Below are 12,441 nucleotides of genomic sequence, written 5' to 3'. Positions count from 1 at the left end.
GCCAGGGCGCATAGCTCAGCGGTAGAGCGCTGCTCTTACAAAGCAGATGTCACAGGTTCAAATCCTGTTGTGCCCACCAGTGCGAAGACCCCTCGTCGATCTTGACGGGGGTCTTTGACATCCGGGATTGACATCAACGGCGCTGGTCAGCCGGGCACTGCTTAGCTGGTTTCGGGGCGCCTCCTGAGCAGCCGGTCCATGTGGCTCACGGCCTCACGCTGCGTGTCCTGCACGACGTGCGTGTACGTGTTCATCGTGATCGCGATCTGGCTGTGCCCAAGGATCTCCATCACGACCCGGGGAGCGACCCCGGCGGCGGTCAGCAGGGTCGCGCAGCCGTGCCGGGCGTCGTGCAGACGGATCACGCGGAGGTCGGCGTTCTTGGCGACGCGGGTGAAGGAGCGGTACAGGTTGCGCGGCTCGATCGGCCGGCCAGTGCGAGTGGTGAAGACGTAGCCGGTCTCCTCCCACTTCTTCCCAGCGCGCTCACGCATGGCGGCCTGCCTCATCCGCTGCCACCGGAGGGGTGCAACGCACATGGCCGGCAGGGGCAGCGTCTGCCGACGACGGCGCCCCTTCGGATCGTCGTCGTACACCTCACCACGGACCCGCTGCCGCTGCTTCCGTACGCGGATCTCCCGCTTGTCCAGGTCGACGTCCGCCCAGCGAAGCCCGACGATCTCACCCCGCCGGAAGCCAAGCGCGATGGCGAGCACGAAGGCCGCGTACAGCGGATCGCGCCGCGAGGCGGACAGGAACGTCAAGGTCTCGTCCAGCGACCAGGGGGTGAGGTCTCGGGACTCCGGCGAGGGCGGCTCGACCAGCGTGGCGACGTTCCGGGTGATCAGCTCCTCCCGGCAAGCCGCCATCAGCGCGGTACGGAGGACCCGGTGGGACTCCTTGGCAGTCGCCGCCGACTTCTTCCGCTCGACCTGGCCAAGGAAGCGCCGCACGTCCCCGACGCTCAGCGATTCGAGCCGCTTCGTACCGAGCATGGGCACCAGGTACAGCCGGACGTGTACCTCGTACTTCGCGTACGTGGTCCGCTTGCGGCGCGGCTTGATGATGTTCTCCAGCCAGTACGGGAGCCATTCAGTGAGCTTGGCCGACCGCGTGGGCACGGGAACACCGTTGTCCACCTTGTCCAGCAGCTCGCGCCGCTTGGTGTCGCACTCGGCCCAGGACTTGCCATAGGCGAACTTCCGGGCACGGGTGCCGTCCGGCTGAAGGACGTACACGGCAGCCTGATAGCGGCCGTCCTTGCGCTTGGTGATCGTGCCAGCGCCGTTGGGGTTGCGCTTCCGCTGCTGTGCCATCACGCAGCCTCCGCAATCTGGTCAGCGATGAAGTCGCGGAGGGACGACAGGGGGATGCGGCGAGCGCGGCCGACCGTGATGGAGACGAGGCGGTGCGAGCGGATGAGGTCGTAGACGGTGGAGCGGCCGAGACGAAGGCGGGCCATGACTTCCGGGACCGTCAGCAGCTCATCAGTGGCGGTGGTCATGACCAGTCGCCTCCTTCGGTGTCGAGGGTGGCGCGGTGTTCAAGGGCGGTGTCGCGCGCGAGGCTTTCGGCGAGCCAGGTTTCTGCGTTGGTGAGGCCGGTTCCGGCGTAGACCCAGTGGGCGAGGACGAGGGTGGTGTCCGGGGCGGTCCCGGTCTCTGCTGCGGCCTGAGCACGGCGCCATTCGGCGCGGGCGTCGCGGAGGGCGCCGAGGGTGGTGGAGTAGCGGCGGGACTTGGTGGAGAAGTGGCCGCGGAAGCCGAGCATGTGGGCCCAGGCGCGGAGCCGAAGGTCTTCCAGTTCCTTGCGGGCACCGAGGGTCCAGGCGGCTCGGATCAGGCGGCGGGCGTGGTCGTTGATGTCGAGCTGGGCGAGTTCGGCGAGGAACTTCAGCGGGCGGTCGAGGGCTCCGGTCGCGGTCTCGGCGCCCTTGGTGGCGTACTTGGCGATGTACGCGGCCACGGCACGTTCGGTCAGTTCCTGGCCGCCGTCGAAGTCGGCCGAGCGGATGGTGCGTACGTCGAGCTGGCGGCCGAAGGTGAAGACGTGTTCCCGGCCGTCGATGACGGGGCCGTCCACGCGGGCGGCGGTCGCGGCGGCCTGGATGGCGTCGGTGAGTAATTCGGCGGTGGCCCAGGCGGGCGGCGGGGTGTCGCTGCCGGTCGGGCCGTCGAGGCGGATGACCGCGTGGAAGTGGACGGCGCCGCGCTTTTGGTACTCGGCGACCTTGGCGAAGGACACCCGGGCGTACTGCCGGAACGCGCGCTGAGTGAGGCCGGCGCGCTTGGCGACCTCCCGTCGCAGGTAGATGGAGAAGCGCCGCCAGAGGGCACCGGCGTGCGCGTTCCAGAGCACGGCCGCTTCGTAGTCGTAGGTGTCGGGGTCGAGTGCGGTGCCGAGGGCGGAGTCCTCCTGGTCGTGGAGGGCGCCGCAGCGGCAGCGGCGGACCGAACCGGTCGGTCCGGTAGGGCGGTTGTGGACCGGGCCGAAGCCAGGTGCGGTGAAGGTGGCGAAGACGCGGGGGTGAGCGGCGACGCGTTCCGGGACGCCCTTGCCGCCGCGCAGGCCGGAGGTGATCAGTTGGAAGGTGTCGCGGCGGTAGACCTCGGAGCAGGCCGCGCAGCGGGTGGTGCGGCGGTTGTTGCAGCGGACCAGGAGGTGTCCGGCCGGGAGGGTGGAGGAGTCGAGGTGGTGGAGGACGTTGCCGATCTCGCCGGTGTGGGTGTTCAGTGCGTGTTCGGTGCGGTGGCCGTCGAGGCGGATCGGGTGGGTGCAGCCGCCGAGGCCGGAGAGCTGGCGCAGGAGTGCGGGCATGGTGCCGAGGGCGGCCAGTTCTCCGAGTTCGGTGAGCGGGGGCGGGGTGGCGGGGGTGATGATGGCCTTTCTCCTTCTGGCTTCGGCTGGAAGGGGGAGGGCCCCCGGGGCGGCGGATGCTTGGCGGTATCGAGGCCGGCCCGGGGGTTCGGTGTGCCGCTGGTCGGTCAGCGGCGGTGGCGTTCGCGGAGCAGCGAGCGCAGGACCACGGCGGCGACCGCCACGGACACGGCCGAGACGGCGACGGCGGCCAGGAGCGCGGTCAGCACGACGCCGCCGAGGAGGACGGCCGCGACGGCGCCGGTGCTGACGGAGATCTGAGGGACGGGCCGCCGGGCGGGGGCCGAGTCGGCCGCGGTGGGGGTGATGTGTGCGGGCGGCGGTGTCGGGCTGTCGGGGTACTTGGGCAGGAACACGGCAGAGGTCTCCTTGCCTACTCGTCTAGTCATGCGTGCCGTTGATGATGTTCACGCCGGAGCGCGTGCCGTTCTCGATGGCCGGCGCCATGAAGGTGTGCGAGAGCCAGAAGCCGAAGAGCGCGATCACCACGACGATCCAGATGCGGACGCCGAGGTACTTGACCGCACCCCAGGCGAAGAGGCCAAGGACGACGACGAGCGGCAGGCTGACGGTCACGGGGCGGAATCCTTTCGGCGCATGGATCAGCGGACGGGGCAGCGGTGGGTGCGGGCGGCCAGTTCGGCGGCGGCGCGGCTGTCGTAGTCGGCGGAGAAGCCGCAGCGCGGAGCCGTGCAGGCGGCGGTGTGCTTCTCCCGGCCACGGCCGTCGTAGGAGGTGCCGACCTGGACGGGACCGATGCGGGTGACCGAGCGGAAGCGGCGGTTGGCGCTCATGTGGAACTCCTCTCAGAGCTGGGCAGCGATGGCGTCGGCGATCGGCAGGGATACGCCGAGGCGGGCGCGCAGGGTCGGGGTGTCGATGGCGGTGCCGGTACGGGTGTGGTGCTCGGTGGCGACCTTGCGGGCGTGTTCGACCAGGGCGGCCGGGACGGAGACCGCAGGGGGCGCGGGGGTCGGTTCGGGGATCGGTGGCGGCGGGAGTGCTGGTGCCGGATCGGGCGCGTCCTCCTGGTCCTCGATGGCCGTGGGCACCTCCTGGTCCTCCACAGCGTCGGGCGCCTCCGCTGGAACCGCTACGGAGTGAGCGAGCAGCGTGCCGCCGAGGAAGGCGACCGCAGGCCAGCCCGCGACGAGGATGCGCAGCCAGGCCGGTACGTGGTTCAGGTCGAGCAGTCCGGCAGTGGCGACGTTGGCGCCCAGGGACGCGCCCAGTGCGATCACGAACCAGCACCACCCGGCCGCTTTCTCGTCGCTGGTTCGCAGCCGACGCCAGGCGGCCACCAGCAGCAGGTCGACGGAGACGGGGTACGCCCATGCCTTCCACCCGTCCTGACCGGCCGCCGAGGCGATGTCGTGCAGGTGGGCGAAGGACAGTGCGGCGGCGATGACCGCCTGGACGAGCACCGCGTCTACGCGGGCCAGCAGGGCGCGCATACTGCGGCTCCTTCCGGATTCAGGCATGGCGGGGGTAGGGACACGGCGCGAGGCGGTCACGCCAGCCGGGAGGCAGAGGCTCAGCCGGTTGTCGGTTGCGGCTGTACGACCGGGGCCGGGGACTTGACCGGCCGTACCGGCACAGCAGGCCGGAACGGCTGGAGCGCGGGCAGGTCGGGGGCCAGGTGGGCCGATGCGTGGCAGGTCTCGGCCGCCTCAGCGAGAGACAGGTACGGCGTACGGACGCGGGACCAGCCGCCGGATGCGTCGCCGATCACGGCGAGGCCAGGCTGTTCGGGGGCGATGGCACAGGCGGCAGCGACCGCTTCGGGGGCGATGTCGCCGAGAGCCATCTTGGCGGAGGCTTCATCGTTCACGCGGTGGCAGACGCGGCCGGTCAACTGGGCCCGCAGCATGGTCGCGCCCTTGCCCAGTTCAGCTCCGAAGCGCTGACCACAGACCTCCAGATAGATGCCGGCCGCCCGGCCGAGCTGGGCAAGGCGGATGAGCTGGGTGACCATCTCGTCCCGACGCTGTTCGTCCTTCTTGGTGGCGACGAGGAAGAGTTCCGCCACCTCGTCCACGAACAAGACCACAGGCACCGGGCGTTCATGCTCAGGCAGGCCCCAGATGTCAGAGGTGATCTCCTCGTCCGGCGTGTCCGGAGCGATGTCCTGCCGGGCCTTGATCAGGTCGTACCGGTCCTCCATCTCCTCGATGAGTACCGGCAGCAGGGCCGCAGCCTGCTCAGGATCGGTGGCCAGCGCCGAAAGCCGGGCCGCGAACGGCGCCAACTCCACGCCCCGCTTGCAGTCGATGCCGACCAGGGCGACGGGCTGCCGGGCCAGCCCGGCGATGAGGTGGCGCAGGTACATGGACTTGCCCGAAAGCGTCGCGCCGAGGGTGAGCCCGTGCGGAACGGTGCGGTAGTCCCGTACGAAGGCCGTGGCGTCCTCCCGCAGCGCCACCGGGACTTTCAGCAGTCCAGCCGGGAGCTTGCGCGGCATACGGACCTTCCGCAGCACGTCGAAGCCGACCAGCCGCAGGTCGATCACGCCGGGCTTGACGGGTGTCACGTACACGGCGTGCACGCCCCACGCATGGCGCAGGCGTTCGGCCGAGGCCGCCACGTCGGCGGGTTCCTGCCCAGGGGCGAGCCGGAGCCGAAGCCGTAACCCCGTGGTGGTCGGCCGGATGATGCCACGACGCGGCGGTACGGGCCGGACCTCGCGGCGGGTGGTGGCCTTGACTGCCAGGACCCGCAGCCGGGAGGGGGTCACGGTCAGACCGCACGCTTCCATGACCGAGCTGTACGAGCCGAGCAGCCGGGCGGTTGAGACCGGCAGGCCGACCGTGGACCAGTAGATGCCCGGGTGTCGTGCCCGGGTGTAGGCGGCCCCACCGCCGAGTGCGGCGACAGGACCACCCACCTCCAGGATCGTTGCCAGGTCGGTCATCAGGCCGCGTCCCCCATGGCGGCCGGGAAGGCGGCGGGAGTGACGGCGGCGGCCCGGTAGGCGATGCCGTGCCGCTGCTGGCCGTTGAACACCGACTCCCACGGCCGGGCAACCAGGCCGGGCAGGGAGACCGGGGCGCCGAGCGTCAGGCCCTCGGAGGCACCGCTTCGCCGCTGTTGGTGTCCTTGGCGATCTCGCCCGTCTTGCGGTCGCGGACCTTGGGCTCGGGCGCTTCGGTCAGCAGGATCGTCGCGGCCGAGGTCTCCACACGGATGGTGCGCAAGGCTTCTTCCCAACTACTCGTCTAGACAAGTTGCAGTCTTCGCGCCCGGTTGTTCCGGGAACGTGGACCACCTTGCCACACAACTTGCCCACTCGTCTATACGAGTATGCGTGTCGGGGTGTACGAGTCCGAAGAAGTGGCCTCGCGCACCGCCGGTCAGGTGGCCGGGAGTTGATAGGAGAGGACGTACGCGTCCGCCGCCATCACCGTGTCGCAGACTTCCACGGCCCGCTTCTCCGTGTCGTATGCCGTGCGGATCAGGTGGATCACCGGGACGCCGGACGCCAGTTGCAGCGTCTTGACCTCGGCAGGTGAGGGCATCCGGGCGCGGATCTCTTCCTCGAAGTGGTCGAGGTGGTGACCCAGCTCCTCAAGCCGGGCGTAGATGCCGCCGGGGCCGGGGTTGGGCTCGGCGATCTGGGTGCCGCGGGCGATGTCGAGCGGCAGGTAGGAGGTGGCGAACTCAACCGGCCGGCCGTCGAGCAGATAGCGGCGCCGCCGGGCGAGCACCCGCCGCACGGAGCCGAGCCGGGCGGAGATGTCCTGACTGGCCTTCTCCTCCTTGACCTCCAGGCCATCCACCTTCGGATGGCTGCCGACGGCATCGGCTTCCACGATGAACGCGGACTTCCCCTGCTCGCGGTGGCGCCGGGCGAAGCGGTCGGAGGCGAGGCGCCGGACGGGCGGGCGCGGTCGGACGAAAACACCCTTGCCATGCTCGGCGTGGACCAGGCCCTCGCCCTGGAGGACCGAGAAGGAGTTCCGCACCGTCATGCGGGAAACCCCGTAGTGCTCCACCAGTTCAGCTTCCGAGGGCAGCTTCTCCCCTCCCTGAATCGGCCACGGTCGATGGCCTCGCGAAGCTGATCGGCGATCTGCCGGAAGACCGCACGATCACTCGTGGGGTCGAGAGCGCCAAGAACGCTCGGAAGAGACGTCACGTGGACTACTCCTTTAGGTATCTAGACGAGTGGGCGAGTGCTATTGCTACGGTGGAGAGCCTAGCCATCCGAAGGGGCCGAGGAACGTGAGCACCGACCGTCCGCACTCCGTGAGCGTCGCCGGAGTCATCGTTGACGACCAGGGCCGGGCTCTCCTGATCAAGCGGCGCGACAACGGTCACTGGGAACCGCCGGGCGGAGTCCTCGAACGCGAGGAAACCATCCCGGAAGCTCTTCAGCGCGAGGTGCTCGAAGAAACCGGCATCAAGATCGAGCTTCCGGCGACCTTGACCGGTGTCTACAAGAACATGACGGGCCTGATCGTTTCTCTGGTCTTCCGCTGCCGGGCCGCCGACGGCACCCCCACCACCGGGGACGAGACCCGCGCGCTGCGATGGGCCACCCGCGAAGAAGTCACCGAACTCGCCGACGAGGCGTACGCGATCCGCGTCCTGGACGCGCTCGACGCCATGACCCCGCCGGCCGTCCGCGCCCACGACGGCGTGAAACTCGTCTAGCCCGAACCCGCTGCACATGGCGGCCTACCAGCACGAAGGAACTTGTATGCACGAGTATACGAGTAGAGTCCAGGTCTGGGGGCTCAGTTGCCCAGGTTCCCCGGAAGAGGTGAGCCGGGCCCGCCGATGGACCCGCGACATACTGCGCGATTCCCCGCTGGCCGAGGACGCCGAGTTGATCGTGAGCGAGCTGAGCTCGAACGCGATCCTCCACACCGCCAGCGGGCGGGACTCCGGCAGCTTCCGCCTGTCCCTCTCAGTCACCCCGCAGGTCATCGCCCTGTCGGTCACCGACGACGGCGGCGCAGGCACGACCCCGAAGGTCGAGGACCAGGACGAGGAGGCCGAGCACGGCCGCGGACTCGGCATGGTCAACGCGATCGCCCACCGAGTGGTGGTCCACAGCAGCCAGGGCGCCCACACCGTCACCGCAGAACTCTTCACCAGCAACCGACCAGGAGCCCACCCATGCTGAAGACCGACAAGCCCCGCCGCGGCTACTGGTGCGAATGCTGGACCCAAGACCTCGCGAACCCGACCGAGAGGCCGGCCCTCCACGCATCCTTCGACGCCTACTCGGCCCACCAGGCCGACAGGTGGGTAGCAGTCGCACTCCGCACCATCACACCGGCCCTCTCCCCGGACGCCTCCCACGAAGCCTGGACCTGGCTCTGCGAGGGACGCATGAAGGCCAGGGCAGCCCTACTCCGCCGACAGCCCTACACGGTGACCATCACCCACACCAATACTCGCATCACCTGGACGATCCGCCCAGTGATCTTTCTCCCCCTCGCCCACCGACAGGGCACCGTACTCCCCGCCTGCACAGAGGACTTCAAGCCCCTCCCGCCAGCCTGAGTTACAACTTTCTCTACTGGTTCAAGGCGGCTCGCTCCGCTCCCCGCGCGCGGCCCGGCCCCCGGCCGGGCCGCGCTCATGTCTCCGCCCCGCTCAGCCCGGCCGGCGCCCGCCCCGCGCTCACAGCGATCAGCCACCAGACCTCAAAGAAGGGGTACGTCGTGGCTGGGGCGGTCGGCTCCACGGCTTTAGGCAGCCACTTTGGGGCGAGCCTCTAAGATCATGGCCCCAACGTCGTGCTTTACCGGGCAGGTCCACAGACTGCCCGACGCGCCATCAGCTTACGGGGCCATGATCACTCGCCCCAAAGCAGCTCCCGCCCAAAGCCGCTCCACCGACCTCTGTTTTCGGCCACTGGCTTATATTCGCCTGTCTAGTACTGGGGGCAGCATGCGACGTATGATCCACTCGTCGAAAAATATGATGCGGCTTGAGGGGGCGGCCTAGGATTATGAGCAGCATGAAGCACGTGAGCATGCATGTCGCATCCTTGACGCTTGACGACAACAACCCGCGGCATGCGAAGCAGACAGCGAATGACGCGGAATCTATCGCGGCCCTCTTCGAGAAAGGGCCCGAAAAACTGATCCGCCTTGCCCGGGACATCATTCAGCACGGCATAAACCCGACCGAGCTAGTGGTATGCATGGTCGATGGTGATCGCAATGTAGTTCTGGAGGGTAACCGGAGAGTTGCAGCACTCAAGTTGCTGCATAACCCCAAGCTTGCGCCCACGGAGAATTTGCGAAGGCGGATCGCCGCGATCGCTAAGAGCGGAGAGGTTCCGCGGAGACTTACCTGCGTGATGGCCGACAACCGGCTTCAGGCCGAGCACTGGATCAAGATTCGGCACACTGGTGAAAATGGTGGCATCGGAGTCGTCAGGTGGAGCACCAGTGAGGCGAGCCGGTTCGGGGGAAGGTCTACACCAACAGAAAAGGCTCGGCTGTTCACTGACGCCGTATGCGACTGGTTTCCCGATGACGAGGAATTCCTGTCAAACGTCCACGCCGTCAGGGACGCGAGAATCACCAACCTTGGCCGGATGATTGCCGACCCAACTGTAAGGAACCGGTTGGGAATCGCCTTTGATGGAGACGTGGTACTCAGAAATTTCCCGAGGGGAAAGGTTCGGCCCATCCTCACTCAGCTCTTCGCTGATTTTGCTGGCCCTGTTTCGGTGGACCAGATCAAGACCAAGAGGCAGCGCGAAAAGTATCTTGAAGGAGTAGAAAGCATACTGCCGAAGCTGTCCGACCGGTTGGATGAGCCCGAGAAGTTCTCGAAATACTCCACTGGGGATGAATCGTCGCTAGATAAGACACAAGGGGATGATGCGGAAAAAGACAACAAAAAGCCGCGGCGGAAGCGCCCTGACTTCGAGAAGAAGCTCTTCCAGAACGTGACTCTTAGTCATGTGAGCCTGCGCACGTCTGAGGTACTCGAAGAAGCAAAAACGATCAACATCGAGGATAAGCCGAACACCGCCGCCATCATGGTTCGGGCCGTCGTAGACATTGTGACTACTGACGTAGCAGCACAGCTTGGTTGGAAGCGTAACCAGGACACGCTGAAGGGTAGGATCGGTGCCGTCTTGCACCAGGTGGACCCGGACAAGACCGATGCAACCTTGAGCGATGCGCGGAGGTTTTCGCAGCAGGATGATGGCGCTCTTGTGCTGAAAACGCTGCATACGTTCGTTCACTCGTGGCAGAGCCACCCCTTGACCGTTGAGGTACGGAAATTGAGTATGGCGTACTCGCCTCTGCTGCAGAAGGCGGACCAGTTGCTTGAGAAGAAGAAGCGATGAGGTACCTCAGCCCGCTCCGCTATCCCGGCGGGAAAGCCCGACTCGCGCCATACATCTCGCATATCCTGGCACGACAGCGCCCGCGCCCCCTTTCATACGCAGAAGCCTTTGCGGGGGTGCGGGTGCCGCATTGCGCCTTCTCGTCGACCGAGAAGTCGACCATATCTACATCAACGATCTCGACCCAGGTATCGCCGCACTATGGCGTTGCATATTTCATGACACCGAAAAACTAGCCAGAAAGGTGGAGAGTGAAGAAGTTAGCGTAGACGCATGGCGCCACCATTCGGAAATCTACAAGAATCCTGCCAATAGAAACGACAGCGAACTTGGCTTCGCGACGTTCTTTCTTAATAGATGCAATCGATCGGGGATTTTGCGAGCCCGCCCCATTGGGGGATTGGAGCAAGACGGGAAATGGAAGATTGACGCCCGGTTCAACAGGGAGGCATTGGCTGGCAGAATACGAAATCTAGGCCGTTACTCCGATCAGGTGACCCTATCGGAGATGGATGCGCGAACGTTCATTGAACACCTAGAGCCAAAAAGTAGCGACGTTTTGCTTTACGTAGATCCGCCTTACTTGGTGCAAGGGGACAGGCTCTACCTGGACTCTCTGAGCCAGGAGGATCACCAGGAGCTAGCTAACACGCTGAAAGAAACTTCGTTGCGCTGGCTACTTACATATGATGCGGATGGTCGAGTCACCAGCGATTTGTACAAGGGGCTCCGGTGCGTTGAGTTTGATATACTCCACACGGCGCAGATACAAAGAGTGGGCTCGGAGTACGCCATTTTCGGCAATAAGCTGATATTGCCTGAAGTGACGGGGATTATCGGTGAGGGTGATTTTCGTTGGATGACTTCGAAACGTAAGCAGCGCGCCGCAACGTGATTTGCCGTAAAGACCCATTGCAAACGGTACGCAGAAATTCGCGGTTGCCTGACATCCACGAGTGACATCAACGGCGGCGGACGTCGGCACTCCTGGGCGGCCCGTCGTGGTCAGTTTGACCGGGCAGCCTCCCAGCAATGCCGAGGTTTGATCGAACTTACAAAGCAGATGTCACAGGTTCAAATCCTGTTGTGCCCACCAGCGCGAAGACCCCTCGTCGATCTTGACGGGGGTCTTCGGCGTTCAGGAATGACGTCGACGGCGCGGGCGGCGGTCCCGGTGGTGGGCAGCAGGGGCGTGCGGCCTTGCCGGGCGTCGTGCAGTGGAGCATGCGGAGGTCGGCGTTTTTGGTGACGTGGGTGAAGGAGCGGTAGGGGTTTTGCGGCTCGATTGGTCGGTCGGTGTGAGTGGTGAAGACGTAGTCCGACTGCCGACGACGCGAGGCGGATGGGCTGAGTGGCCTTCTCGTTCCGATGTTGTTCGTCCTTCTTCGCGGTGGTGAGGAAGGGTTCCGCCACCTCGGCCTCGAACAGCGCTACAGGCGCCGGGCGTTCGTGGTCAGGCAGGCCCCAGGTGCCGGAGTCTCGTGCTCAGTCGCCTCTCCGAGGTTCCGCGGCGCAAGCTGCGAACGGTGCGGCTGGGTCGCGAGATCGGGCGGGTGGGCCTCTTGGGGTGGTGAGGTGTCGTGAGGAGATCGTTGGTGTGTGGTATCTGCGGCTGACGTCGGTGATGGCGCGCAGCGGCGGGCCCGGACGGACTTCGGTGGTGATGGTGAAGTACAGGTCCAGGGCGCAGGTGTCGGGTGGCGCTGTGTCGGGGTGTGGTCGACATGCGTGGTGGTCGGTCTCGGTGCACGCTGAGAGCATGGTTGAGCATCCGCCGGTGATCGTCCATCCGCCTTCCTCGTCCGGTGGGCGGCGGGTCACCGTCCATGGGCAGATCGTCGGGCTGGCGCACGGGCGTGGTGATGTCGCCGAATTCCTGCGGCACGCGGGGCTGGCGCCGGATGCCGAGGACATCGATCTGGATGCTCCGGGGCTCGTCGAGTGGCGTGGTGGGGACAAGGACACGTGGAGGGGCGGGGAGGGGGAGATATAGGGAGGAGGTGGAGTGGGGTGGGAACGGTGGGAGTGGGTGCAGGGGAGTTTTGGGGTGTGGGTGGGGGGCTTTGGGGGGGGGAGGTAAGGGTTACGCCTTGTGTGGGGTGGTGTCCGAAGAGTGAGGGTGTGGGCGCGGCGCTGTTGTTCGGCTTTCAAGTGATGTGTATCGTCGGAGTGTGACTTGAAGTTTCAAGTACTTCCGTTGGGGGCGACCCGGCCCTCACGCAGTGCCCGTCGGCCCGGACAGA

The 12,441-nt window shown here is 66.3% G+C and carries 14 protein-coding genes, 1 tRNA gene and 2 pseudogenes; 7 read left to right on the top strand and 10 right to left on the bottom strand.

All coding sequences use genetic code 11. The features are described from left to right. The first annotated feature begins 4 nt into the window (after positions 1-4). Positions 5-79, top strand: a tRNA-Val gene (locus ACEXOX_RS16515). 82 nt (positions 80-161) lie between these two features. Here the strand turns inward: ACEXOX_RS16515 and xerC are convergent. From xerC to ACEXOX_RS16465, 10 genes and pseudogenes are all read right to left on the bottom strand, one after another. After that, positions 162-1,316, bottom strand: a complete 1,155-nt coding sequence (xerC, locus tag ACEXOX_RS16510; RefSeq protein ID WP_406521491.1) for a tyrosine recombinase XerC — start codon at positions 1,314-1,316, stop codon at positions 162-164. Beyond that, positions 1,316-1,504, bottom strand: a complete 189-nt coding sequence (locus tag ACEXOX_RS16505) for a helix-turn-helix domain-containing protein (RefSeq protein ID WP_030023160.1) — start codon at positions 1,502-1,504, stop codon at positions 1,316-1,318. Before ACEXOX_RS16505 ends, xerC begins: the two co-directional genes overlap by 1 nt. Continuing rightward, positions 1,501-2,817: a replication initiator gene (locus tag ACEXOX_RS16500; protein WP_406521489.1), complete on the bottom strand. Its 1,317-nt coding sequence runs from the start codon at positions 2,815-2,817 to the stop codon at positions 1,501-1,503. The genes ACEXOX_RS16505 and ACEXOX_RS16500 overlap by 4 nt, the downstream gene beginning before the upstream one ends. Positions 2,818-2,984: 167 nt before the next feature. Continuing rightward, a complete protein-coding gene (locus ACEXOX_RS16495) occupies positions 2,985-3,233 on the bottom strand; it encodes a SpdD protein (RefSeq protein WP_398744446.1) in 249 nt (82 codons plus the stop codon). 25 nt (positions 3,234-3,258) lie between these two features. After that, positions 3,259-3,453: a hypothetical protein gene (locus ACEXOX_RS16490; RefSeq protein WP_398743753.1), complete on the bottom strand. Its 195-nt coding sequence runs from the start codon at positions 3,451-3,453 to the stop codon at positions 3,259-3,261. Positions 3,454-3,479: 26 nt separating this feature from the next. Next, entirely contained in the window at positions 3,480-3,671 is a 192-nt protein-coding gene (locus ACEXOX_RS16485; protein WP_004986816.1) for a mobile element transfer protein, read from the bottom strand. Positions 3,672-3,683: 12 nt separating this feature from the next. Further along, the gene (locus tag ACEXOX_RS16480) at positions 3,684-4,331 is read right to left on the bottom strand and encodes a DUF2637 domain-containing protein (protein ID WP_406521486.1); all 648 of its coding nucleotides are present in this window, start codon (positions 4,329-4,331) and stop codon (positions 3,684-3,686) included. An 80-nt stretch (positions 4,332-4,411) separates the two neighbouring features. After that, positions 4,412-5,788 (bottom strand): FtsK/SpoIIIE domain-containing protein, encoded by a 1,377-nt coding sequence (locus ACEXOX_RS16475; protein ID WP_406521484.1) that lies wholly within the window; start codon positions 5,786-5,788, stop codon positions 4,412-4,414. Further along, positions 5,788-6,071 (bottom strand): annotated as a pseudogene (locus ACEXOX_RS16470) (hypothetical protein). The gene ACEXOX_RS16475 and the pseudogene ACEXOX_RS16470 overlap by 1 nt, the downstream one beginning before the upstream one ends. A gap of 156 nt (positions 6,072-6,227) precedes the next feature. After that, positions 6,228-7,012: pseudogene (locus tag ACEXOX_RS16465) on the bottom strand (GntR family transcriptional regulator). Between the two features lie 110 nt (positions 7,013-7,122). Between ACEXOX_RS16465 and ACEXOX_RS16460 the strand changes: the two are divergent. The 6 genes from ACEXOX_RS16460 (at position 7,123) to ACEXOX_RS16435 (ending at position 12,191) form a co-directional block, all read left to right on the top strand. Beyond that, positions 7,123-7,530: an NUDIX hydrolase gene (locus ACEXOX_RS16460; RefSeq protein WP_033034148.1), complete on the top strand. Its 408-nt coding sequence runs from the start codon at positions 7,123-7,125 to the stop codon at positions 7,528-7,530. Positions 7,531-7,576: 46 nt separating this feature from the next. After that, a complete protein-coding gene (locus ACEXOX_RS16455; RefSeq protein ID WP_406521483.1) occupies positions 7,577-8,005 on the top strand; it encodes an ATP-binding protein in 429 nt (142 codons plus the stop codon). Continuing rightward, positions 7,999-8,388, top strand: a complete 390-nt coding sequence (locus tag ACEXOX_RS16450; protein WP_125519952.1) for a hypothetical protein — start codon at positions 7,999-8,001, stop codon at positions 8,386-8,388. The genes ACEXOX_RS16455 and ACEXOX_RS16450 overlap by 7 nt, the downstream gene beginning before the upstream one ends. 460 nt (positions 8,389-8,848) lie before the next feature. After that, complete coding sequence (locus ACEXOX_RS16445; protein ID WP_406521481.1) at positions 8,849-10,198, top strand: hypothetical protein; 1,350 nt, start codon at positions 8,849-8,851, stop codon at positions 10,196-10,198. Positions 10,199-10,328: 130 nt separating this feature from the next. Beyond that, entirely contained in the window at positions 10,329-11,093 is a 765-nt protein-coding gene (locus ACEXOX_RS16440) for a DNA adenine methylase (RefSeq protein ID WP_406521479.1), read from the top strand. 864 nt (positions 11,094-11,957) lie between these two features. Then, positions 11,958-12,191: a hypothetical protein gene (locus ACEXOX_RS16435; protein ID WP_406521477.1), complete on the top strand. Its 234-nt coding sequence runs from the start codon at positions 11,958-11,960 to the stop codon at positions 12,189-12,191. The last annotated feature ends 250 nt before the right edge of the window (positions 12,192-12,441 follow it).

The organism is Streptomyces sp. Ac-502, assembly GCF_045222935.1.
Taxonomy (GTDB): Bacteria; Actinomycetota; Actinomycetes; order Streptomycetales; family Streptomycetaceae; genus Streptomyces; species Streptomyces monomycini.
The sequence above is the reverse complement of the archived record's forward strand: the minus strand, read 5'-3'. Positions and strand labels throughout refer to the sequence as shown.

Excerpts from the sequence above, each read along its gene's own strand:
- ACEXOX_RS16435 (WP_406521477.1), top strand. The coding sequence starts at position 11,958 with ATGGTTGAGCATCCGCCGGTGATCGTCCATCCGCCTTCCTCGTCCGGT.
- ACEXOX_RS16505 (WP_030023160.1), bottom strand. The coding sequence starts at position 1,504 with ATGACCACCGCCACTGATGAGCTGCTGACGGTCCCGGAAGTCATGGCC.
- ACEXOX_RS16475 (WP_406521484.1), bottom strand. The coding sequence starts at position 5,788 with ATGACCGACCTGGCAACGATCCTGGAGGTGGGTGGTCCTGTCGCCGCA.
- ACEXOX_RS16485 (WP_004986816.1), bottom strand. The coding sequence starts at position 3,671 with ATGAGCGCCAACCGCCGCTTCCGCTCGGTCACCCGCATCGGTCCCGTC.
- ACEXOX_RS16450 (WP_125519952.1), top strand. The coding sequence starts at position 7,999 with ATGCTGAAGACCGACAAGCCCCGCCGCGGCTACTGGTGCGAATGCTGG.
- ACEXOX_RS16455 (WP_406521483.1), top strand. The coding sequence starts at position 7,577 with ATGCACGAGTATACGAGTAGAGTCCAGGTCTGGGGGCTCAGTTGCCCA.
- ACEXOX_RS16480 (WP_406521486.1), bottom strand. The coding sequence starts at position 4,331 with ATGCGCGCCCTGCTGGCCCGCGTAGACGCGGTGCTCGTCCAGGCGGTC.
- ACEXOX_RS16445 (WP_406521481.1), top strand. The coding sequence starts at position 8,849 with ATGAAGCACGTGAGCATGCATGTCGCATCCTTGACGCTTGACGACAAC.
- ACEXOX_RS16500 (WP_406521489.1), bottom strand. The coding sequence starts at position 2,817 with ATGCCCGCACTCCTGCGCCAGCTCTCCGGCCTCGGCGGCTGCACCCAC.
- xerC (WP_406521491.1), bottom strand. The coding sequence starts at position 1,316 with ATGGCACAGCAGCGGAAGCGCAACCCCAACGGCGCTGGCACGATCACC.